The sequence below is a fragment of the Micromonospora sp. NPDC048898 genome, assembly GCF_043198035.1.
Classification (GTDB): domain Bacteria; phylum Actinomycetota; class Actinomycetes; order Mycobacteriales; family Micromonosporaceae; genus Micromonospora.
In genome coordinates this window covers 904998-925363 of record NZ_JBICUF010000001.1, presented here as the reverse complement: position 1 = coordinate 925363, position 20366 = coordinate 904998, and the positions used below count along the sequence as shown (strand labels likewise).

At 70.5% G+C, this 20366-nt stretch carries 17 protein-coding genes and 1 other RNA gene; 13 read left to right on the top strand and 5 right to left on the bottom strand.

Annotated elements, in window-relative coordinates; genetic code table 11:
• The first annotated feature begins 8 nt into the window (after positions 1-8).
• The 4 genes from mtrB to hpf all read left to right on the top strand — a co-directional run bounded on the left by mtrB (position 9) and on the right by hpf (position 5179).
• Entirely contained in the window at positions 9-1766 is a 1758-nt protein-coding gene (gene mtrB / locus ACGFIQ_RS04320) for an MtrAB system histidine kinase MtrB (protein ID WP_393238955.1), read from the top strand.
• On the top strand, positions 1763-3577 hold the full coding sequence (locus ACGFIQ_RS04315; protein WP_393238952.1) for an LpqB family beta-propeller domain-containing protein: 1815 nt from the start codon (positions 1763-1765) through the stop codon (positions 3575-3577). Before mtrB ends, ACGFIQ_RS04315 begins: the two co-directional genes overlap by 4 nt.
• A gap of 12 nt (positions 3578-3589) precedes the next feature.
• Positions 3590-4294 carry a ComF family protein gene (locus ACGFIQ_RS04310; protein ID WP_393238949.1) on the top strand — a complete coding sequence of 235 codons (705 nt, stop codon included), beginning with the start codon at positions 3590-3592 and terminating at the stop codon, positions 4292-4294.
• A gap of 243 nt (positions 4295-4537) precedes the next feature.
• Entirely contained in the window at positions 4538-5179 is a 642-nt protein-coding gene (gene hpf / locus ACGFIQ_RS04305; RefSeq protein WP_357071759.1) for a ribosome hibernation-promoting factor, HPF/YfiA family, read from the top strand.
• Between the two features lie 59 nt (positions 5180-5238).
• Here the strand turns inward: hpf and ACGFIQ_RS04300 are convergent, their stop codons facing one another.
• A complete protein-coding gene (locus ACGFIQ_RS04300; RefSeq protein WP_393238946.1) occupies positions 5239-6351 on the bottom strand; it encodes a GNAT family N-acetyltransferase in 1113 nt (370 codons plus the stop codon).
• A complete protein-coding gene (locus tag ACGFIQ_RS04295) occupies positions 6348-7490 on the bottom strand; it encodes a GNAT family N-acetyltransferase (RefSeq protein ID WP_393238943.1) in 1143 nt (380 codons plus the stop codon). Before ACGFIQ_RS04295 ends, ACGFIQ_RS04300 begins: the two co-directional genes overlap by 4 nt.
• Positions 7491-7667: 177 nt before the next feature.
• Here ACGFIQ_RS04295 and secA point away from each other — a divergent pair, with 177 nt between their 5' ends.
• Entirely contained in the window at positions 7668-10595 is a 2928-nt protein-coding gene (secA, locus tag ACGFIQ_RS04290; protein ID WP_393238940.1) for a preprotein translocase subunit SecA, read from the top strand.
• Between the two features lie 73 nt (positions 10596-10668).
• Here secA and ACGFIQ_RS04285 read toward each other — a convergent pair whose 3' ends face one another.
• Both ACGFIQ_RS04285 and ACGFIQ_RS04280 read right to left on the bottom strand, forming a co-directional pair.
• Positions 10669-11265 (bottom strand): Rv3235 family protein, encoded by a 597-nt coding sequence (locus ACGFIQ_RS04285; RefSeq protein ID WP_393238937.1) that lies wholly within the window; start codon positions 11263-11265, stop codon positions 10669-10671.
• Between the two features lie 227 nt (positions 11266-11492).
• Positions 11493-11720 (bottom strand): helix-turn-helix domain-containing protein, encoded by a 228-nt coding sequence (locus tag ACGFIQ_RS04280; protein ID WP_357071774.1) that lies wholly within the window; start codon positions 11718-11720, stop codon positions 11493-11495.
• 215 nt (positions 11721-11935) lie between these two features.
• On the opposite strand from ACGFIQ_RS04280, the gene ACGFIQ_RS04275 reads away from it, so the two are divergent.
• Positions 11936-12445, top strand: coding sequence for a DUF6912 family protein (locus ACGFIQ_RS04275; RefSeq protein ID WP_357522984.1), 510 nt, complete (start codon positions 11936-11938; stop codon positions 12443-12445).
• Positions 12446-12519: 74 nt separating this feature from the next.
• On the opposite strand, the gene ACGFIQ_RS04270 is transcribed toward ACGFIQ_RS04275, so the two are convergent.
• Positions 12520-13608 carry a hypothetical protein gene (locus ACGFIQ_RS04270; protein ID WP_393238934.1) on the bottom strand — a complete coding sequence of 363 codons (1089 nt, stop codon included), beginning with the start codon at positions 13606-13608 and terminating at the stop codon, positions 12520-12522.
• Positions 13609-13945: 337 nt separating this feature from the next.
• Here ACGFIQ_RS04270 and pruA point away from each other — a divergent pair, with 337 nt between their 5' ends.
• From pruA to ssrA, 7 genes are all read left to right on the top strand, one after another.
• Complete coding sequence (pruA, locus tag ACGFIQ_RS04265) at positions 13946-15574, top strand: L-glutamate gamma-semialdehyde dehydrogenase (RefSeq protein ID WP_393238931.1); 1629 nt, start codon at positions 13946-13948, stop codon at positions 15572-15574.
• Positions 15575-15751: 177 nt separating this feature from the next.
• The gene (locus ACGFIQ_RS04260; protein ID WP_354941392.1) at positions 15752-16267 is read left to right on the top strand and encodes a PadR family transcriptional regulator; all 516 of its coding nucleotides are present in this window, start codon (positions 15752-15754) and stop codon (positions 16265-16267) included.
• 121 nt (positions 16268-16388) lie between these two features.
• Positions 16389-17510, top strand: coding sequence for a peptide chain release factor 2 (gene prfB, locus ACGFIQ_RS04255; RefSeq protein WP_357071789.1), 1122 nt, complete (start codon positions 16389-16391; stop codon positions 17508-17510).
• A gap of 118 nt (positions 17511-17628) precedes the next feature.
• On the top strand, positions 17629-18309 hold the full coding sequence (gene ftsE, locus ACGFIQ_RS04250; RefSeq protein ID WP_030331491.1) for a cell division ATP-binding protein FtsE: 681 nt from the start codon (positions 17629-17631) through the stop codon (positions 18307-18309).
• Positions 18310-18376: 67 nt separating this feature from the next.
• The gene (gene ftsX, locus ACGFIQ_RS04245) at positions 18377-19252 is read left to right on the top strand and encodes a permease-like cell division protein FtsX (RefSeq protein WP_357522981.1); all 876 of its coding nucleotides are present in this window, start codon (positions 18377-18379) and stop codon (positions 19250-19252) included.
• Between the two features lie 139 nt (positions 19253-19391).
• Entirely contained in the window at positions 19392-19871 is a 480-nt protein-coding gene (smpB, locus tag ACGFIQ_RS04240; protein ID WP_393238927.1) for an SsrA-binding protein SmpB, read from the top strand.
• 104 nt (positions 19872-19975) lie between these two features.
• Positions 19976-20351: a transfer-messenger RNA gene (gene ssrA, locus ACGFIQ_RS04235) on the top strand.
• The last annotated feature ends 15 nt before the right edge of the window (positions 20352-20366 follow it).

Below are 20366 nucleotides of genomic sequence, written 5' to 3'. Positions count from 1 at the left end.
GTCGCACTGTGTCGACCTCGCCGCCCCCGCACCCCCAGAGCACGGCTGCCCGCCGGCCCAGCGCCGGCGGGGAGCTCTGGCGTGCGGTGAGTGGCCGGGTCGCCCGGGTGGTGGCCCGGGTGCACCAGACCTGGCGCCGTTCACTTCAGGTCCGGGTGGTGACCATCACGCTCGTCGCGTCCAGTCTGCTGGTCGGCGGTTTCGCGTTCCTGATCGCTGACAAGATCAGCACCATCCTGCTCGACAACGCCCGCAGCGACGTCCGGCAGCGGGTGATCAGCGGTGCGAGCTACGCGGCCAAACAGGTCTCCCTCTACGGTCAGCCGCAGGAGGCGCAGCTCCAGGAGACCATCGACGGCACGGTCAACTACCTGGCCGGCGGTGACCCCCAGCAGACCAGCGGGGTGGTGGTGGCGATCACCGCCGACGGCTACCACAACGACATCCAGACCCGCACCGCGCCATCGGCGAACGTCCAGTCGCTGATCAGCCCGGAGCTGCGGGCTGCGATCGCCGACGGCAAGGTGGCCAGCCAGATCCGCACCGGGCGGCTCACCAGCCAGTCCACCAAATACCTGGTGTACGGCTCACCGGTGCCCACCCGCTTCGGCCAGATCGAGCTCTACTATCTGGTGCCGTTGAGCCGGCAGGACGTCACCGCCGCCGACGCGCGGGCCACAGTCGTGGCCACCGGGGTCGCCCTGGTGATCCTGCTCGGGCTGCTCGCGGCGCTGGTCACCCGGTTGGTCGTCAACCCGGTCCGGGTCGCCGCACGGACCGCCCAGCGGCTCTCCGCCGGCCTGCTCGACCAGCGGATGGTGGTCAACGGTGAGGACGACCTGGCCCTGCTCGCCGCCTCCTTCAACCAGATGGCCACCAACCTGCAACGGCAGATCCTGCGTCTGGAGGAGATGTCCCGACTGCAGCGCCGGTTCACCTCCGACGTCTCGCACGAGCTGCGTACCCCGCTGACCACGGTACGGATGGCCGCCGACCTGATCTTCGCCGAGCGCGACGAGTTCGATCCCGCGGTGGCCCGCAGCGCCGAGCTGCTGCAGGCCGAGTTGGACCGCTTCGAGGAGTTGCTCACCGACCTGTTGGAGATCAGCCGCTTCGACGCGGGCTTCGCCATGCTGGACTCCGAGCCGACCGACCTGGTGCCGGTGGTGCACCGGGTGGTCGACCGGCTGGCTGGCCTGGCCGAGCGGGTGGGCGTCCCGATCGAGCTCGACCTGCCGGGCACGCCGGTGATCGCCGAGGTCGACCCGCGCCGGGTCGAGCGGGTGTTGCGCAACCTGGTCGGCAACGCCGTCGAACACGGCGAGGCCCGTCCGGTGCTGATCACCCTCGGGGTGGACGACACCGCCGTGGCGATCACCGTCCGCGACCGTGGTGTGGGGCTCAAGGCGGGCGAGGAGAAGTTGGTGTTCAACCGGTTCTGGCGGGCGGACCCGTCCCGGGCTCGGCAGACCGGGGGCACCGGGCTGGGCCTGTCGATCAGCCTGGAGGACGCCCGGCTGCACGGCGGCTGGCTGGAGGCGTGGGGTGCTCCCGGGCAGGGCGCGCAGTTCCGGCTCACGCTGCCGGCCCGTGCCGGTGACCGGCTGACCACCTCGCCGCTGCGGCTGGTGCCGGCCGATGCCGCGCTGCCGTTCGGCGGTCCCCGCGACGGTGGACCGCTGGCCATCGGGCCCGGCAGCGGCGGGGCGTTGGCGATCGACCCGGCGCCGACCGGGGACGGGCAGCGGGCGGAGGTGCGCTCATGAGACGACCGGCTCTGGTCGCGGTGCTCGGCGTGGTGGTGCTGCTGGGCGCCGGCTGCGGCATTCCGGCGGCCTCCGACGTCCGGGTGGACGGTAAGGGTGGGGCCGCGACCGAGGCCGGCATGGTCAACGGTCCGGGCAACGAGCCGCCGACACGAACGGCCAGCGGCAGCGTCAACGAGGCGTTCGTCCGCAACTTCCTGTCCGCCGCCGCCGGTGAGCCGGATCGGGCGTACGAGCGGGTCAAGGCGTACATCGCCCCGGAGCACAAGTCCCGCCTCCAGGACAAGAAGGGCAGCGAGGTCGCGTTGAACGTGGTCCGGCTGCGGGAGGCGGTCTACACCCTCAACAGCGACTCGACCACCACCGTGAAGATCACCGTGCAGCAGATCGGTGTGCTGCGGGCCAACGGCATCCTCGCACCGCCGGTGGCGACCGAGACGGAGTACGAGTTCGGTCTCCGCAGCGCGGCGTTCAACGGCGGCGTCAACGACGAGCGCGCCGGGTTGTACGTTCTCGACCCGCCGAACGTGCTGTTGCTCAGCGACGTCGCCCTTCGTCGCTACTACCAGGACGAGTCGATCTACTTCTGGAGTTCGGACCGCACCCGCCTCGTGCCCGACCAGCGTTACCGGCCGCTCGCGGTGCCGGCCGAGCGCCGGGTCAACGAGGTGGTGAAGTGGCTGGTCGGCGGTCCCTCCGACTGGCTGCGCCCGGGCGTCGTCGGGCTGCCCGACCGCACCGAGCTGATCAACAACGCCACCGGCGGCAACGGCCGGTGGGAGATCAACCTGGACATGTCCGGCGACGACCAGAACGGCATCGACCAGTTGATCACGCAGATCGCCTGGTCGTTGGGGGACCTGCCGGGTGAGCTGGAGTTGCGGATCCGCAACAACTCGCTACCCGTCCAGGACCTGAGCGAGCGACGGGACTCCGTCGAGCTCTACCCGAACGCCGAGAGCCCGCAGCGGTTCGGCCTGTACGAGGGCGCCATCCATCCGCTCGACTTCGGCAGCGAACTCAGCGGCGCCGTGCCGCTGGCGCCCGAGGCCAACCGCAACATCGTCTCCGCCGACCTGGCGTTGGCCAAGGGGAAGCGGGTCCTCGCCGCGATGGTGGTCAAGGGCAGCAGCGACGGCCGGCACCGCCTCGCGGTGGGCGCGAGCGCCGCGCCGATCTCCGCCCTCAACCGCAGCACGTCCGAATACTCCTCGATGAGCCGTCCGGTCTGGTTGCGTGCCGTCGACGCACGCCCCGGCCGTGGTCTGGTCGTCGCCGACGGGCAGCTCTACCGGTTCGACGAGTCGGCGCGGATGTATCAGGTGCCGCTCAACCTGCCCGCCGACGTCACCGCGGTGGCCGCCGCGCTGGACGGCCAACGGGTCGCGCTGATCGCCGGCGGCCGGCTCTACGTCGCCGCCGTCAACCCGGATGGCGGGGGCGTGTCCGTCGGCCCGCCCCGACAGCTGGCCACCTCGCTGACCGCCCTCACCGCTGTCGACTGGGGCAGTGAGGACCAACTGGTGGTGGCGGGGTCCGTCGGTCAGCCGGCGATCTACGAGATCAGCGTCGACGGTGCCCTGGAGACGCCGCTGCGTACCGACCTCGGTGCCAAGGTCACCCACCTGACGGCGTACCCGACCAACCGCACCATCCGGGTGCCCAGCGGCGCCTACATGTACGAGGCGAACGGGGTGGCCTACCGCAGCAGCCCCTTCGAACGGATCGAGCCGGACAGCGTGCGGGACATCGCCCCGGTCCCGACCGGCGTGCGCCCGAGCAACCCGTCGGCACCGTTCTTCCTCCACTGAAGCACTGACGCGATGACCGGGCTCTGGACCGACCTGGCCGACCTGGTGTTGCCCGCCACCTGCGCGGGTTGTCGGGAGCGCCGGCCCGGCCTGCGGCACGGGGTCTGCCCGGCCTGCGTCGCGGCGCTGGGCGCACTGCGCCCACGGTCGGTCCGCCCGACACCCGCCCCGCCGGGCCTGCCGGCCTGCGTCGCCCTCGGCCCGTACGCCGGCCCGCTGCGCGAGGCTCTGCTGGCGTACAAGGAGCACGGCCGGCACGGCCTGGCCCGCCCGCTCGGCGCACTGCTCGCGGAGGTTGTCGCCGCCGCGGTCGGTACGGCGCGGCCCGTGGCGCTGGTGCCGGTTCCGGACACGGCGGCGGCGGCCCGGTCCCGCTACGGGGACCACCTGGACCGACTGGCAAGACACTGCGCGGCCCGACTCAACCGGGGCGGCTGGGCGGCGCGGGTGCACCGTCCGCTGCGTGCCCTGCCCCGGCCCGACTCGGTCACCCTGGACAGCGCCGGCCGGGCGGCGGCGGCCGAGGCGGCTTTCCGGCCGCGTTCCACGGCGAGTTGGGGTCGTGCCGCCGGCACGGCGCCGGTCGTGGTGCTGCTCGACGACATCGTCACCACCGGCGTGACCCTGGCCGCCGCGACCCGGGTGCTGAGTGCGACCGGATGGGTGCCGAGTGTCGCCGCGGTGCTCGCGGCGACCCAAAAAAGACACCGCTTGTAACAGACCGTGTTTACGTTTCACCCATTGGTGTATGAGCTGCGAAAAATCCTGAGAGTCTTGGCGACTTGGGGTGACTGTCGGGCGAACAGGAGTTAGCGTTTCGCTGTCGGGGGTAGGAGGTCGTTCCAACGCCCTCGGCGGTGAGAGGAGGCGTAGCCGTACCAACCGGTCGACGCCAGCGGGTCCCCCCACGGCGCGCGACCGGGTTACCGGATCGAAGACCGTCCGAACAAGGGAGGTCACGTGGACATCGTGGTCAAGGGCCGAAACGTCGAAGTGCCGGACCATTACCGGGTGCACGTAGCCGAGAAACTCGCAAAGATCGAACGCTACGACCACAAACTGATTCGCGTCGATGTCGAGCTGTTTCACGAGCGCAATCCGCGCCAGGCCGAGCACTGCCAGCGGGTGGAGATCACCTGCGTTTCCCGAGGCCCGGTGATGCGGGCCGAGGCCTGCACGAACGACTTCTACAGCGCACTCGACGCGGCCATCGCGAAGCTCGACACCCGGCTGCGCCGCGCGGCCGACCGCCGCCGCGTACACCGGGGTCGGCACGCTCCGATCTCCGTCGCCGAGGCCACCGCGAATCTGCCCGTCGCGGACCTGGTGGCCACCCCGCTGAGCGCGCCGCTTGACGGTGCCCGCGCCGGCACCGCCGTCGCGGAGCGGGTCGAGGAGGAGCACGACGACCAGCCCTGGCACATCGCCCGGGAGAAGGTGCACCCGGCGGAGCCGATGACGATCGACGACGCGCTGTTCGAGATGGAACTTGTCGGCCACGACTTCTACCTGTTCCAGGACAAGGAGTCCGGCCGCCCGAGCGTCGTCTACCGCCGCCACGCGTACGACTACGGCATCATCTCCCTCGCCACCGACCGGTAACCGAACCACGTCGACCAGGAGTTGTGGCAGGGGAACGCCTGCCACAACTCCGTGGTCCGTCAGCGCGGGTCGGCCGGCAGCAGCGCGAAGGTCAGGTCGTCCAGGCGGGCACCGGCCAGGCCGGGCAGCCGCCCGCGCTGCAGGGCCTCGCGCCGGAACCCGACCCGCTCCAACACGCGGTGCGACGCGGTGTTGTCCGGCACCGTGCCGGCGGTCAGTCGAGCGACACCAACCGGCCCGAACGCCCAGTCCACCAGCAGCCGGACCGCCCGGGTCGCGTACCCCCGGCCGCGCCAGTCGGGCAGCAGGGCGTAGCCGACCGACGCCTCGCCGGCGGCCACGTCGGTGTACGACAACCCGCAACTGCCGACCGGCACCCCGCTGGCCGTATCCGTGATCAGGAGTCGGGCGATGTCTCCGGTCAGCCAGCCGCTCTCCGCGAGACGACAGCGTCGCTCGATCGCCTCCCGCGTCGGCGGCACGGGTGGCGCCTGGTTCGCCACCACCTCGGGTCGGCTGTGCAGCCGGTACATCAGGTCGGCGTCGTCCGGCGCGAGCCGGCGCAGCGTCACCACCTGGTCGGTGAGCACCCCGCCGGGCAGGTCGGGCAGCAGTCGGATGGTCGGTCGGGGCGGGTCTTCGACGAGGCGTACCCAGGCCAGCAGGTCGTGCCGACCCCCGTCCGGGCCCGTCCCGGCCGACCGGCGCGAACCCTCGTAGCGGAAACCGGCGGCCAGCGCGACCCGCTGGCTCGGGCCGTTCTCCGGCTCGGTGAGCAGCTCCAGCCGGGCGGTTCCGGTGGCGAACGCGTGCTCGCTCAGGGTGCGGGTGGCCGCGGCGGCCAGTCCGCGCCCACGCGCCGCCGGCTGCAGCCAGTAGCCGATCTCGGCCTGGCCGCGCGCGGGCACCGGGTTGTTCAGCCCCACCGCGCCGAGCAGCCGGTCGGTGGCCGGGTCCGCGACGGCGTACGCCGCGCCGCCGCCGGTCCAGGCCGCCGGGGCGCCGACGTCGATCCACCACCGGGCGTCGGTCCGGGTGTACGGCGTGGGCAGGTTCGGGACGAACCGTTGGGTCAGCGGGTCCGCGCAGCCGTCGACCACGTCGGCGGCGTCCTCGGCCCGGAAGGGACGCAGCCGCACCCCGTGCGCCTCCACGACCTGCCGGAGCGTCATGTGAGGTCCTCGGCGAGCAACGCGGCGACCCAGGCGTCGACCCGCTCGCCCCGGTGCTGCACCCCGCCGCGGGCGGTCCCCTCGAACGTGAAGCCCGCCTTCTCCGCCACCCGGCGCGAGGCGGTGTTGCCCACGTTCGCCTTCCACTCGATCCGGGCCAGGCCCAGCGTGGCGAACCCCCAGGTGCTGAGCGCGACGAGCGCGGCCGGCAGGTAGCCCCGGCCACGGGCCGCCGGGGCGGTCATGAAGCCGACGTCGGCCAGCAGGGCGTCGGTGGGGGAGAGCCGCAGGTCGATCGTGGCGGCGTACCTGTCGTCCGGGTCGGCGACCACGAAGCAGGCGGCCTCACCCCGAGCCCAGGCGTCCTGGCCGTAGACCTGGTAGCCCTGCGCGTCGGATCGCTCGTACGGGTCCGGCACGGTCGTCCAGCGGATGCTCTCCGGGTCCCGGCAGGTCCGCACCACGGCGTCCAGATCGTGCTCCTCCATCGGTCGCAGGCGCAGCTCACCGGCCCCGGCGGTGGCGAACAGGGTGGGCTGCGGGCGGCCGAAGACCGCGGCGCGCCGGGCCGCGAGGGTGCCGTGACCGGCAGGTCCGGTCGCCCCGGGCGCGGGCACCTCGCCGGGCAGCAGCGAGCCGATCCAGCCGTCGGCGCCGGACCGCGTCGCCGGGTTGGCCAGGCGGAGCCGGCCGTCGATCCGGAAACCGGCCCGGATGGCGACCAGCCGGGAGGCGTGGTTGCCCACCTCGGCCTGCCAGATCAGCCGGCGCAACCCGAGGGTGTCGAAGGACCAGCGGGCCACCGCCCGGGTGGCCCGGACCATGACGCCCCGGCCGCGCGCCCAGGGAGCGGTCCAGTAACCGACCTCGCCGGTGCCGTCCCTGTCGATGGAGATCAGCCCGCACGAGCCGAGCAGTTCACCGGTCGCCGGGTCGCAGACCGCGAACGGCGCCCCGGTGCCCTCCGCCCAGGCCGCCCTGCTCATCTCGGTGACGAAGCCGAGGGCGTGTTCGGGCAGATACGGGCGCGGCACGGTGGTCCAGCGCTGAATGTCCGGATCCTGGCACGCCTTGTGTACGGCGTCGGCGTCGCTGTCCCGCCAGGGCCGCAACAGCACGCCGTCCTCAGTGATCTCCACGGGCTCCACCCGTGCATCCTGCCGTAGCGTTCGCCGACGGCGTAACCGGATAACGTTTGGGGTGTGCGCAGGACGCGAAGTATGTCGGGTTCGGCGGAGTCGACCACCGCCACCAGTGACCATCGCGCCGATGGAGCGCCTACGATGGTTCGAGACTGTCTAGGGGAGCGTTGATCCGTGTCGATTCTGGAAAAGGTCCTTAACGCGGGCGAGGGCCGCATGGTGCGCCGGCTCAAGGCCATCGCCGCCGCCGTCACCTCGATCGAGGACGACTACGTCAACCTCACCGACGAGGAGCTGGCCGGCATGACCGAGCAGTTCCGGGAGCGGCTCGCCGACGGTGAGACCCTCGACGACCTGCTGCCGGAGGCGTTCGCGGTGGCCCGCGAGGCGGCCGCCCGGGTGCTCGGCCAGCGCCCGTACGACGTCCAGGTGATGGGCGGCGCGGCGCTGCACTTCGGCAACATCGCCGAGATGAAGACCGGTGAGGGCAAGACGCTGACCTCGGTCATGGCCGTCTACCTCAACGCGCTGTCCGGCAAGGGCGTGCACGTGATCACGGTCAACGACTACCTCGCCCAGCGGGACGCGGCGTGGATGGGTCGGGTGCACGAGTTCCTCGGGCTGACCGTCGGCGTGGTGCTGCCCAACCGGCCGGCCACCGAGCACAAGGCCGCCTACGAGTGCGACATCACCTACGGCACCAACAACGAGTTCGGCTTCGACTACCTGCGCGACAACATGGCCTGGTCGAAGGACGAGCTGGTGCAGCGCGGCCACAACTTCGCCGTGGTCGACGAGGTCGACTCCATCCTGATCGACGAGGCCCGCACCCCGCTGATCATCTCCGGCCCGGCCGAGCACTCCGCCCGCTGGTACGGCGAGTTCGCCGGCGTGGTGGCCCGTCTCCAGCCCGGCACCGACGGCGAGGGCGACTACGAGGTCGACCACTCCAAGCGCACCATCGCGGTGACCGAGCGGGGTGTCGCCAAGGTCGAGGACCGGCTCGGCATCGACAACCTGTACGAGTCGGTCAACACCCCACTGGTCGGCTACCTCAACAACGCCATCAAGGCCAAGGAGCTCTACAAGCGCGACAAGGACTACATCGTCAGCGACGGTGAGGTCCTGATCGTCGACGAGTTCACCGGTCGCATCCTGCACGGCCGTCGCTACAACGAGGGCATGCACCAGGCGATCGAGGCCAAGGAGGGGGTGGAGATCAAGCAGGAGAACCAGACTCTTGCCACCATCACCCTGCAAAACTACTTCCGCCTCTACGAGAAGCTGTCCGGGATGACCGGCACGGCGCAGACCGAGGCGAGCGAGTTCAACAAGGTCTACAAGGTCGGCGTCGTGACGATTCCGACCCACCGCCCGATGGTCCGCGAGGACCGGCCGGACGTCATCTACAAGACGGAGAAGGCCAAGTTCAACGCCGTCATCGAGGACATCGCCGAGCGGCACCAGCTCGGCCAGCCGGTCCTGGTCGGCACCGTCTCGGTGGAAAACTCCGAGATCCTCTCCCAGTTGCTGCGCCGCCGGGGCATCCCGCACAACGTGCTGAACGCCAAGTTCCACGCCCGGGAGGCCGAGATCGTCGCCCAGGCCGGGCGTAAGGGCGCGGTCACCGTGGCCACCAACATGGCCGGCCGCGGCACCGACATCCTGCTCGGCGGCAACCCCGAGTTCCTCGCCGCGAACGACCTGCGCCAGCGCGGTCTCGACCCGCTGGAAAACGAGGAGGAGTACGCCAAGGCGATGGAGGAGGTCCTGCCCACGTGGAAGCAGGCCTGCGACGCCGAGGCGGACGAGGTCGCGGCCGCCGGTGGCCTCTACGTGTTGGGCACCGAGCGGCACGAGTCCCGGCGGATCGACAACCAGCTGCGCGGTCGTGCCGGCCGGCAGGGTGACCCGGGCGAGTCCCGTTTCTACCTGTCCCTGCAGGACGAGCTGATGCGGCGGTTCCGCGCCGGTGCGGTCGAGGCGGTGATGGAGCGCTTCAACATCCCGGAGGACGTGCCCATCGAGTCGAAGATGGTCACCCGGCAGATCAAGAGCGCGCAGGCCCAGATCGAGGGCCAGAACGCCGAGATCCGCAAGAACGTGCTGAAGTACGACGAGGTGCTCAACAAGCAGCGCCAGGTCGTCTACGCCGAGCGGCTTCGGGTGCTCAACGGTGAGGACCTCTCCGACCAGGTCCGCAACATGATCGACGACACCGTCGAGGCGTACGTGCGGGGCGCCACCTCCGAGGGCTACGGCGAAGACTGGGATCTTGAGCAGCTCTGGTCCAGCCTGAAGCAGCTCTACCCGGTCGGCGTGACGGTCGAGGAGCTGGAGGAGGAGGCCGGCGGCTCGCGGGCCGGCATGGACGCCGACTTCCTCGTCGCCCGCCTCAAGGACGACGCCAACGCCGCGTACGACAGGCGTGAGGAGCAGATCGGCACCGAGGGCGTGCGTCAGCTCGAGCGGATGGTGCTGCTCCAGGTCATCGACCGCAAGTGGCGCGAGCACCTCTACGAGATGGACTACCTCCAGGAGGGCATCAACCTTCGGGCGTACGCCCAGCGCGACCCGGTGGTGGAATACCAGCGCGAGGGCTTCGACATGTTCGCCACCATGATGGAGGGCATCAAGGAGGAGACTGTCGGCTTCCTCTACAACGTCGACGTCCAGGTGACCGAGCCGGAGCCGGAGGCGGGCTCGGAAGAGGTCGCGCTGCTCGACAAGCCGGTGGAGATCCGGGCCAAGGGTCTCAACCAGGCGCCGCGACGGCAGGGCCTGCAATACTCCGCGCCCACCATCGACGGCGAGGCCAGCCCCGGCGCTCCCGTCATCGAGCAGGCCGAGCAGCAGGCTCCGGCGCTCGGTGTGGGCCGCCCGGCACCGGGCGCTCCGGCGGCACCGGGCCGGACCGCCCCGTCCGCCCCGCAGCGTCCGGCCGCCGGTCTTCGCGGCCCGGCGGTGCCGTCGGTCGCCTCCCGCCGGCCGGCAGCCCACCAGGCGGAGGCGAGCAACGGCCCGTCCCGCAACGCGCCGTGCCCGTGTGGCTCGGGCCGCAAGTACAAGCGCTGCCACGGCGCCCCCAACGGCGGCAACTGACCGACCCGACAGCACCTGACCAACGGGTCCCGGCCGTCCAGGCCGGGACCCGTTCGGCGTCTCCCACGTGTGGTCAGAGGACGTGCAGGGCGGTGCAGAGCCAGCGGCCCCGGCGATGCTCCAGGCGCAGTGCCATCGCCCAGCTCCGACCGCCCACGCCGGTGAGGACGGCCGCCGCCTCCACTGCGGCCTCCCGGGGCTCGCAGACCCGCAGGCGTAGCAGCCGGACCAGTGGTCGGCCGGTACGACGGCGGGATGTCCCGGCCCGGCCGGATGCGCGGGCGAGTTCGGTCAGCAGGTCTCCCGCTCGGGCCGGGTCGAGCAGCGCCCGCACCTGGGTCGGCGAACGGTAGCCGTTGACCACCTCCAGGCAGGTGCCGACGAAGCGGTGCGCGGCTCGGGTGGTTTCCGGAGCGGTCGACGGTGGCAACGACGCGACCGGGTGGGTGGTGGTGGACCGGCCGGGCACCGGGCGCAGGGCTGCTCGCCGCTCCGGCGGCCGGACCGGGCTGGGTCGGGTGGAGGCGAACAGGTCGAGGGCGAGCTGACCGTCGGTCTGCGCCGGCCAGTATGACCCGTCGGTCTCGTCAACGTACGGCGGATCGAAGGGCGGGACGGGGCGCAGCCGCACGGGTGGCCGGGAAGGACCGGGTCGTGCTCCACTCATCATGGCCCCCAGAACCTGCGTTTGCCTTCGTTTGCCTCCGACAACCTTGATTCTGGGCGACAGAACGGCTTCGGTCAATGGCCCGGTGGCAGCCTCCACCCGACAAGGCGCATGATCCACTCGGGTTCCTTGATGTCGCGGGGTCCCAGCGCCCGCGATGCCCCGACTTCAGGAAAACCGAGTGGATCATGCCCTGCGAGGGGCGGACGGCCGGGTCAGGTCGGGCTCTGCTACTCCGGGTCGCGGTCGACGAGCGGGTTGCTCTGCACCCACTCGGCGGTCTCGGAGTACTTGCGCGCTATGTACTCCTCCAGGCGCGCGCGCTCGACGCGCCACTGGCCGCGTCCACCGATCTTGATCGCCGGCAGTTCGCCACTGCGCACCATGTGGTAGACCTGCGAGTCCGACACGTTCAGCTCGGTGGCGACGTCGGAGAGCAGCAGGAACCGTGGCTCCACAGGGACTCCCGAGGTTGATGTCGTTTGGCTCAGTTTGCCACCGACAGCCCCGCCCGCCCAGCGCCCGGTCGCCCCGACGGCGGGTCGACCGTACGGGACACACCGGGCGGGAACTTCCACCGGCCGGACTCGGGGTGTATGACGATCACGGCGTGCGGCATGATCTGCGCCCGTGCCGGCGGACGCCGGTGGAGGACGACGCGGGGAGACGACCGGTGACCAACGAGCTTGTCCGGGTGTACGTGCCGGCGACCGTACCCATGGTGGCCCGACTCCGGGCGGAGGGACTGACCGCCGACCAGGCGCACGCGGTGACCCCGGCGTTGCGCGAGTGGTACGCCGAGGGCGACGAGGAGGAGTTGGAGTACGTCGCGTTCACCCGGGCCGCCCAGGACTCGCTGCACCTGCTCCGGGCCGACCCGACCGCTCCCCGCCGCCGCGTCGTCGTCTCGGTCGACCTCCCGGCGAGCGCGCTCGGGCGGGGCGACGGTGAGTTGGGTTCCAGCACCGTGACGTTGGCCGACGCCGTGCCGGTGGGTGCCGTCGCCGCCCTCCACGTGGACGGCGCGGACGCCGCCGAGGAGGTCGCCGCGGCGGTCCAGGTGGTGGCCGAGGCGGCCGCTGGCGACCCCGACGCGCAGTTCACCGTCGACGGCGCGGAGGACCACGAACTGGAGTGGTACGACGTGACAGAGCTGGACCTGCTGCTGAACGCGGCCAGCTGAGCCGCCCGCCCGAACGCCGGCCCGCCCGAACGCCGGCCCGCCAGAAACGCCGGCCGGCCGGAGTCAGCCCGGCGTCAGCGGGCCGGATCGGCCTTGGCCGGGTCCGTGTCGAACGCCTCGGCGGGGTCCGGCTCGTCGTCCTCCGGGTCGACCCGGTCCGCGACGGCGGTGTCCGGGCTGTCGGCCGGTGTGTCGTCGTCGGTGTGGGCCGGGCCGAGCGTGCGGCCGAACGCGATCAGGGCGGTGAGCGCCCCCACGAAGAGCACCCAGATGCCGTTGTCCACCCGCGAGGTGCCCAGCGAGGTCTGTGCCACCGCGTCCGCCTCGCTGAGGGCGCTGGCCAGGTCGAGCAGCGACCGGCCACCGATCCGGATGATCACCTCGGCGAGCAGCAGGAGCAGGCCCGGCCCGGCACCGGCGAGCAGGTACGCCGGCCAGCGCAGCGTCGGGGTCGCCGGATCGCGGCGCACCATCCGGCGCCGCGCCCAGGTCAGGTAACCGAAGGCGAGCAGCCCGGCGAGCAGCCCGGCGACCAGTGACTCGGTGCGGGACACCCACTTGGCCGCGTCGACAAGCGACTGTTGGCTGTCGCCGGCCCCGAAGAGGTCGAACAGCGGGTCCCGGGCCTGGCTGAACGCGACCACGAAGACCAGCGTGCCCAGTGCGGCGGTCACCACCGCACCGACCGCCGGTGCGGTCCGCGCGGCGGCCAGGGCACCACCGATGATCGCCGCGGCGGCGGTGGTGCCGGCGATCACGTTGGTGGTCGAGGTGTCGAAGTAGGTGAGGTTGATGGCCACCGCGGCGGCCAGCCCGACCAGCATCCCGCCGCCGATGGCTCCGGCGTAGCGCAGGGTGGCCCAGTCGCCGTACCGGCGGGCCAGCAGGTTGCCACCGGCCAGCGCGACGGCCGCACCGCACACCAGCGCGGCCGAGATCACGCCGGGCAGGGCGAACGCGGAGAGGCTGATCGCGGTGACCCCGGCCGCCGCCGAGGTGATGGCCTCCCGGGTGGACCAGAGCATGGCGGTCAACCAACCCAGGGCCAGCAGCGCGAGCACCGCCGCGCCGGGCGCGGGCAGCGGCCGGCTGCCGGAGGTTGCCGCGTCGGCCGCCGGGTCGTGCGACTCCGCGGCCGGGACGCGGCCGGGCTGCTTGGTCATCGTCTCCCCTTCGAGGCGGCAGGTCACCGACCATTCAGGGTACGCGGGCCCGCTGCGCCCTCCGCCGCCCCGGGACGGCCGGGACGCCCGCGGCCCGACGGGGCCCCTCCGACGCCCGGCCGGGTCGTCGGATCGACCTCGGTCGGTAAGGGGAGGAGGGGTGGGCCGGTCCTTGGCGCAGGACGATGGCGGAGCCAGGGTGTGCTGCCCTTCGTGGGAGAATCGCGGGAGGTCCCGCCGCTGCTCGGCCCTTCCGCGCGGCGTCCGGTGTCCGGCCGCCCGGTCGGTGCCCGCGGGTCCGGTTTCGCCACTGCTGTCGAGATCGCCAGGAGCCTTGATGGATGCCGTGTTCTCCGTTCCCGAGCCGCGCAACGAGCCGGTTCGCAACTACGAGCCGGGCAGCCCCGACCGGGACCGGCTCCAGCGGCGGCTGACCGAGCTCGCCGCCGAGCGCCTCGACCTGCCGATGACCATCGGCGGTGACCAGCGGATGGCCGCCGGTGACCCGATCGACGTGGTGCAGCCGCACCGGCACGCGCACGTGCTGGGCGTGACCGCGCACGCCACCCACGACGACGCGCACGCCGCGATCAAGGCGGCCAAGGACGCCGCTCCGATGTGGCGGGCGCTGCCCTTCGAGGAGCGGGCCGCGATCTTCCTGCGTGCCGCCGAGCTGCTTGCCGGCCCGTGGCGCGACACCCTCAACGCCGCCACCATGCTGGGCCAGTCGAAGACCGCGATCCAGGCGGAGATCGACTCGGCGTGCGAGTTCATCGACTTCCTCCGGTTCAACGTGCACTTCGCGCGTCGCCTGCTCGAGGAGCAGCCGGCGTCCTCGCCCGGCGTCTGGAACCGCTTCGACCACCGCCCGCTGGAGGGCTTCGTCTACGCGGTCACCCCGTTCAACTTCACCGCCATCGCGGGCAACCTGCCGTCGGCGCCGGCCCTGCTGGGCAACACGGTGATCTGGAAGCCGGGCCCGACGCAGCAGTTCGCCGCGCACTTCACCATGCGGCTGTTCGAGGCCGCCGGCCTCCCGCCCGGTGTGATCAACATGGTCACCGGCCGGGGCGAGGAGGTCTCCGACGTGGTGCTCGCCGATCCGGACCTGGCCGGCATCCACTTCACCGGCTCGACGAAGGTCTTCCAGCAGTTGTGGCGGACCGTGGGCGACAACATCGCCCGCTACCGGGGCTACCCGCGTCTGGTCGGCGAGACCGGCGGCAAGGACTTCGTCGTCGCGCACACCAGCGCCGACGTGGACGCGCTGCACACCGCGTTGATCCGTGGCGCGTTCGAATACCAGGGCCAGAAGTGTTCGGCGGCCTCGCGGGCGTACGTGCCGCGTTCGATCTGGGAGGGTGGGCTGCGGGACCGGCTGGCCGCCACCACCGACTCGCTGACCTACGGCGACGTGGCCGACTTCGGCAACTTCGGCGGCGCGGTGATCGACGACAAGGCGTTCGCCCGGCACACCGCCGCGCTGGAGCTGATCGGCGGCGACGAGAGCTGCCGGGTGCTGGCCGGTGGCACCGCGGACGACTCGGTCGGCTACTTCGTCCGGCCGACGCTCTTCGAGTGCTCCGACGCGGCCCACGAGACCTTCACCACCGAGTACTTCGGGCCGATCCTGGGCGTGCACGTGTTCGACGACGCCCGGTTCGACGACGTGGTCGCGCAGGCCGAGGCGATCGCCCCGTACGCGCTGACCGGTTCGGTGTTCGCCACCGACCGCCGGGTGGTCGACGCGGTCGCCGAGCGCATGCGGTACGCGGCGGGCAACTTCTACATCAACGACAAGCCGACCGGGGCGGTCGTCGGGCAGCAGCCGTTCGGCGGTGCGCGGGCCAGCGGCACCAACGACAAGGCGGGCTCGTGGCTCAACCTGGTCCGCTGGGTGTCCCCGCGGACGATCAAGGAGACCTTCGTGCCGCCGACCGACCACACGTACCCCCACATGGGCTGACCTGCGGCGACGACCCGCCGGCGGCGCGCGGTGCCGCCGGCGGGTCGGCCCGGGGCCGTGATCCATCGATAGTCCTCAACGGACAGTCTGCCGCCGACAGTGCACTTAGGAAGACCTGTTGGGTGGCAAACCGGCAAATCCTGGACGCCGGGTGCGCAAAGTGGCAGCGTAGGGGGCATGGCGGATTCCGGAGTCAACCCTACGGCGGCGGCCCTTCTCGGCCTCCTCCACGAGGGCCCGATGACAGGCGGTCAGTTGATGGCCGCTGCTGAGCGCCGTCTGGCGCCGTACTGGTCGATGACGCGCAGTCAGGTCTACCGCGAGTTGCCGGTGCTGGCCGAGCGGGGTTTCGTGCGGCTCGGGAAGCCCGGGCCGCGGATGAGCCAGCCGTATGCGCTCACGGCAACTGGGAAACGGACATTTTCCCGCTGGCTGGCCGAGAACCCGGGGCGGGACACCATCCGCAACCCGATCGCGCTGCGGATGGCCTTCGGCAACCTGCACTCCGCCAGCCAGCTGAAGGGCCTGTACGCCTCGGCCAACGAATACCACACCGAGGCCCTCGCCCAGGTCCGGGAGCAGGTAAAGAACGCCAAACGGGATGGGGAGACGTACGACGCCAGCGCGCTGGAGTTCGCCGTCGCCTACCACCGGGCGGCCCTGTCCTGGTTGAAGTCCGCTCCGGTCGGGTGACCTCCCGCGGGTTCGCCCAGCGGGAACGAGCTGCTCAGCCGGCGGCGTCGGGGTGCGGCTTTTGCGCGGGACCGCGGGGCTCGCAAGCTCAATCCTCGTTCGCGCAGTACGCTTACCTGTCGTGACCGCTGCCGATTACGCCGAACAGCTCAAGGAACTCGACGCGACCCTGCGAAACATCGAGGCCGTCCTCAACCTCGACCGACTCCACGAGGACAAGGCCCGCCTTGAGCAGGAGGCTTCCGCCCCCGACCTGTGGGACGACCAGGCCAAGGCTCAGCAGGTGACCTCGCAGCTGTCGTACGTCAACGGCGAGATCAGCAAGCTGGGCAGCCTGCGGTCCGGCCTCGACGACGCCCAGGTGCTGTTGGAGCTGGCCGAGGCCGAGGCCGACCCGGGCGTGTTGACCGAGGTCGAGTCGGAGATCACCGGGTTGACCAAGGCCATCCAGGAGATGGAGGTCCGCACCCTGCTCTCCGGCGAGTACGACTCCCGGGAGGCGCTTGTCGCCATCCGCGCCGGCGCCGGTGGTGTGGACGCCGCCGACTTCGCCGAGATGCTGCTGCGGATGTACCTGCGCTGGGCGGAGCGGCACGGCTATCCGACCGAGGTCTACGAGACCTCCTACGCCGAGGAGGCGGGCCTGAAGTCGGCCACCTTCGCGGTCAAGGTGCCCTACGCGTACGGCACGCTCAGCGTCGAGTCGGGCACCCACCGGTTGGTTCGGATCAGCCCGTTCGACAACCAGGGCCGCCGGCAGACCAGCTTCGCGGGCGTCGAGGTCCTGCCGGTCACCGAGCAGACCGACCACATCGACATCCCGGAGAACGAGGTACGCGTCGACGTCTATCGTTCCTCCGGCCCCGGTGGGCAGAGCGTCAACACCACCGACTCGGCGGTCCGGTTGACCCACATTCCGACCGGCATCGTGGTCACCTGTCAGAACGAGAAGTCCCAGTTGCAGAACAAGGCCTCCGCGCTGCGGGTGCTCCAGGCCCGCCTGCTGGAGCGCAAGCGCCAGGAGGAGCAGGCCAAGCTGGAGGGGCTGAAGGAGAACGCGGCTGGTTCGTGGGGCGACCAGATGCGCTCCTACGTCCTGCACCCGTATCAGATGGTGAAGGATCTCCGAACCGAGCAGGAGACCGGCAATCCGAGCGCGGTGTTCGACGGCGACCTGGACGGTTTCATCGAGGCGGGGATCCGTTGGCGCAAGCAGCGGCAGCTCGCCGGCGACGGAGCGTAACGACACGCGGGCGGAACGCTTCGTCGATCTCCAGGTAGAGGCCTGATTCGACGACTCGTGCCGGATCGGCGGGGCGTGGGGCTTGGCTCAGTTGTTACACCGCGTAGACTCACCACCCGTGATTCAGCTTGAGCAAGTGACGAAGACGTACCCGAAGGCGTCCCGGCCTTCGCTCGACAACGTGTCCGTCTCGATCGAGAAGGGCGAGTTCGTCTTCTTCATCGGTCCATCCGGCTCCGGCAAGTCCACAATCATCAAGATGCTGCTGCACGAGGTCGCCCCCAACAAGGGCCGCGTCGTCGTCAACGGCAAGGACGTCACGTCGATGCGCTCCTGGAAGCGACCCCACTTCCGGCGCTCGATCGGCTGTGTCTTCCAGGACTTCCGGCTGCTGCCGAACCGCACCGCGTACGAGAACGTGGCGTTCGCCCTTGAGGTGATCGGCAAGACCAAGGCGGTTGCCCGCCGGGTCGTGCCGGAGGTGCTGGAGCTGGTGGGGCTCGGTGGCAAGGAGCACCGCTACCCGCACGAGCTCTCCGGTGGTGAGCAGCAGCGGGTCGCCGTCGCCCGGGCGTTCGTGAACCGTCCGCTGATCCTGCTGGCGGACGAGCCCACCGGAAACCTGGACCCGGACACCTCGATCGAGATCATGCGCCTGCTGGACCGGATCAACCGCACCGGCACGACCGTCGTGATGGTCACCCACGACTCCAACATCGTCAACCAGATGCGCCGCCGCGTCGTCGAGATCGAGAGCGGTCGTATCGTGCGTGACCAGGCCCGCGGCGTCTACGGGTGAGCCGGCTCTCCACCCCTGCGCAGCCTGACGACGAACACTTCATGCCGGAGACCCGGAGGAAATCCCGATGCGCGTGAAATACGTCCTGTCCGAGGTACTGGTCGGACTGTGGCGCAACGTGACCATGTCCATCGCGATGATCATCACGATGGCGGTCTCGCTGACCATGCTCGGCGCCAGCGGTCTCATGTACCGCCAGGTCGACGACATGAAGGTCACCTACTACAAGAACATCGAAGTCTCGATCTTCTTGAAGCAGGAGGTGAGCGAGCAGGAGCGCACCGACCTGAACGCCAAGCTCGACAGCGACCCCCTGGTCAAGGATGTCATCTACGTCAACAAGGACGAGGCGTACAAGAAGTTCAAGGTCATGTACCAGGACGCGCCCGACCTGGTGAACGTGGTCAAGCCAGACCAGTTGCCCGAGTCGTTCCGGCTCAAGCTGAACAACCCGGAGCAGTACAAGGACATCTACGAGCAGTACAAGAACACCGCGGGTGTCGACGAGATCATCGACCAGAGTCGACTGCTCGACAAGATCTTCAACATCCTCACCTCGATCCAGAACATCGCCCTGGCCGCCGCCATCGTGATGGCGATCGCCGCCCTGCTGCTTGTCGCGAACACCATCCAGGTCGCCGCGTACAGCAAGCGGCGTGAGGTGGCGGTCATGAAGCTGGTCGGCGCCTCCAACTGGTTCATCCAGGCACCGTTCGTGCTGGAGGCCGTGGTGGCCGGCCTGATCGGTTCGCTGCTCGGTCTGGTGGCCCTGGTCGCGGCCAAGTACCTGCTCTTCGACCGCTCGTTGAGCGCGTTGCAGGGTCTGCTCTCGCCGATCTCCTGGGGTGACATCCTTGTCGTCTTCCCGCTGATGGCCGGCGTCGGTGGCCTGATCAGCGCGGGCACCGCCTGGATCACCCTGCGCTTCTACCTGCGGGTCTAGTCGTCCCGTCGTCTCCCGGGGACCCTCCCGCAGCCGGAAATAAACGGCGCGGGAGGGTCCTTGTTGTTCGGGTAGCATGATCGGTTGTCCGGCCGGGGTGCGCTCGGCCCACGGGCAGCGGAGAGAGGGGGTGGCACCGATGCCACGGGAGAAGGGGCGCAAGGTGGTTGCCTCCAACAAGAAGGCGCGCCACGACTACGCCATTCTCGACACGTACGAGGCAGGCATGGCGCTGACCGGCACCGAGGTCAAGTCGCTGCGGGCGGGGCGGGCGTCGCTCGTCGACGCGTTCGCCCAGGAGCGGGACGGCGAGCTGTTTCTGCACGCCATGCACATCCCGGAGTACACGCAGGGCACCTGGACCAACCACGAGCCCCGGCGCACCCGCAAGCTGCTGCTCAACCGGGTCGAGATCGACAAGCTCGTCGGCAAGACCCGTGAGGGCGGCCTGACGATCGTCCCGTTGCAGGTCTACTTCTCCGACGGCTTTGCCAAGGTCGAGATCGCCCTGGCCAAGGGCAAGAAGTCGTACGACAAGCGGCAGGACCTCGCCAAGCGGGACGCGGACCGGGAGATCGCCCGGGTGTCGGGTCGGCGCGGCAAGGGAATGGACGACTAGTTCATCCTGTTTGTCCGGGTCGGCGCGCCGGCCCGGGGCTCGGGATGAAAGCCGTTGCGGCAGGCGTTAGTCTTGTCAGTGCCACCACATCGGTGGCCTGTCGAGGGGGTGACTGGTTTCGACTTCGTACGCAGCGACAGGGGAAGCGAGCCGAGGAAGCCGACGTCGTCTCGAGAATCGGTCGTCGGAAACTTATAAGCGCCAAGAACCAACGCGCTGACTTCGCTCTCGCCGCCTGAGGCGAGTAGCTAAGTCTGTCGGCCTGGGAACGCCTTCGTCCCAGTAGCCGGCATCAGCTAGGAGGCTGGCCAACCGGACCCGGTCGCGGGGTCCGTGCGGCGAGATTAATCAGCGACTGGGCCCGTCACACCAACTTGCTCGCGTGAGCGGTGGGGCCGAGTAGAGGCACAGCGAGCTGCGCTCGGAGAAGCCCTGACAAACCGGCGAAGGACCCGGGTTCGATTCCCGGCACCTCCACCACCTCGAGCGAAGCGC

Bases quoted from the DNA above. Each gene is read 5' to 3' on its own strand.
- ACGFIQ_RS04260 (WP_354941392.1), top strand. From the start codon at position 15,752: ATGGCGGATTCCGGAGTCAACCCTACGGCGGCGGCCCTTCTCGGCCTC.
- pruA (WP_393238931.1), top strand. From the start codon at position 13,946: ATGGATGCCGTGTTCTCCGTTCCCGAGCCGCGCAACGAGCCGGTTCGC.
- smpB (WP_393238927.1), top strand. From the start codon at position 19,392: ATGCCACGGGAGAAGGGGCGCAAGGTGGTTGCCTCCAACAAGAAGGCG.
- ACGFIQ_RS04270 (WP_393238934.1), bottom strand. From the start codon at position 13,608: ATGACCAAGCAGCCCGGCCGCGTCCCGGCCGCGGAGTCGCACGACCCG.
- ACGFIQ_RS04310 (WP_393238949.1), top strand. From the start codon at position 3,590: ATGACCGGGCTCTGGACCGACCTGGCCGACCTGGTGTTGCCCGCCACC.
- ACGFIQ_RS04315 (WP_393238952.1), top strand. From the start codon at position 1,763: ATGAGACGACCGGCTCTGGTCGCGGTGCTCGGCGTGGTGGTGCTGCTG.
- ftsX (WP_357522981.1), top strand. From the start codon at position 18,377: ATGCGCGTGAAATACGTCCTGTCCGAGGTACTGGTCGGACTGTGGCGC.
- ACGFIQ_RS04300 (WP_393238946.1), bottom strand. From the start codon at position 6,351: ATGACGCTCCGGCAGGTCGTGGAGGCGCACGGGGTGCGGCTGCGTCCC.
- ACGFIQ_RS04285 (WP_393238937.1), bottom strand. From the start codon at position 11,265: ATGATGAGTGGAGCACGACCCGGTCCTTCCCGGCCACCCGTGCGGCTG.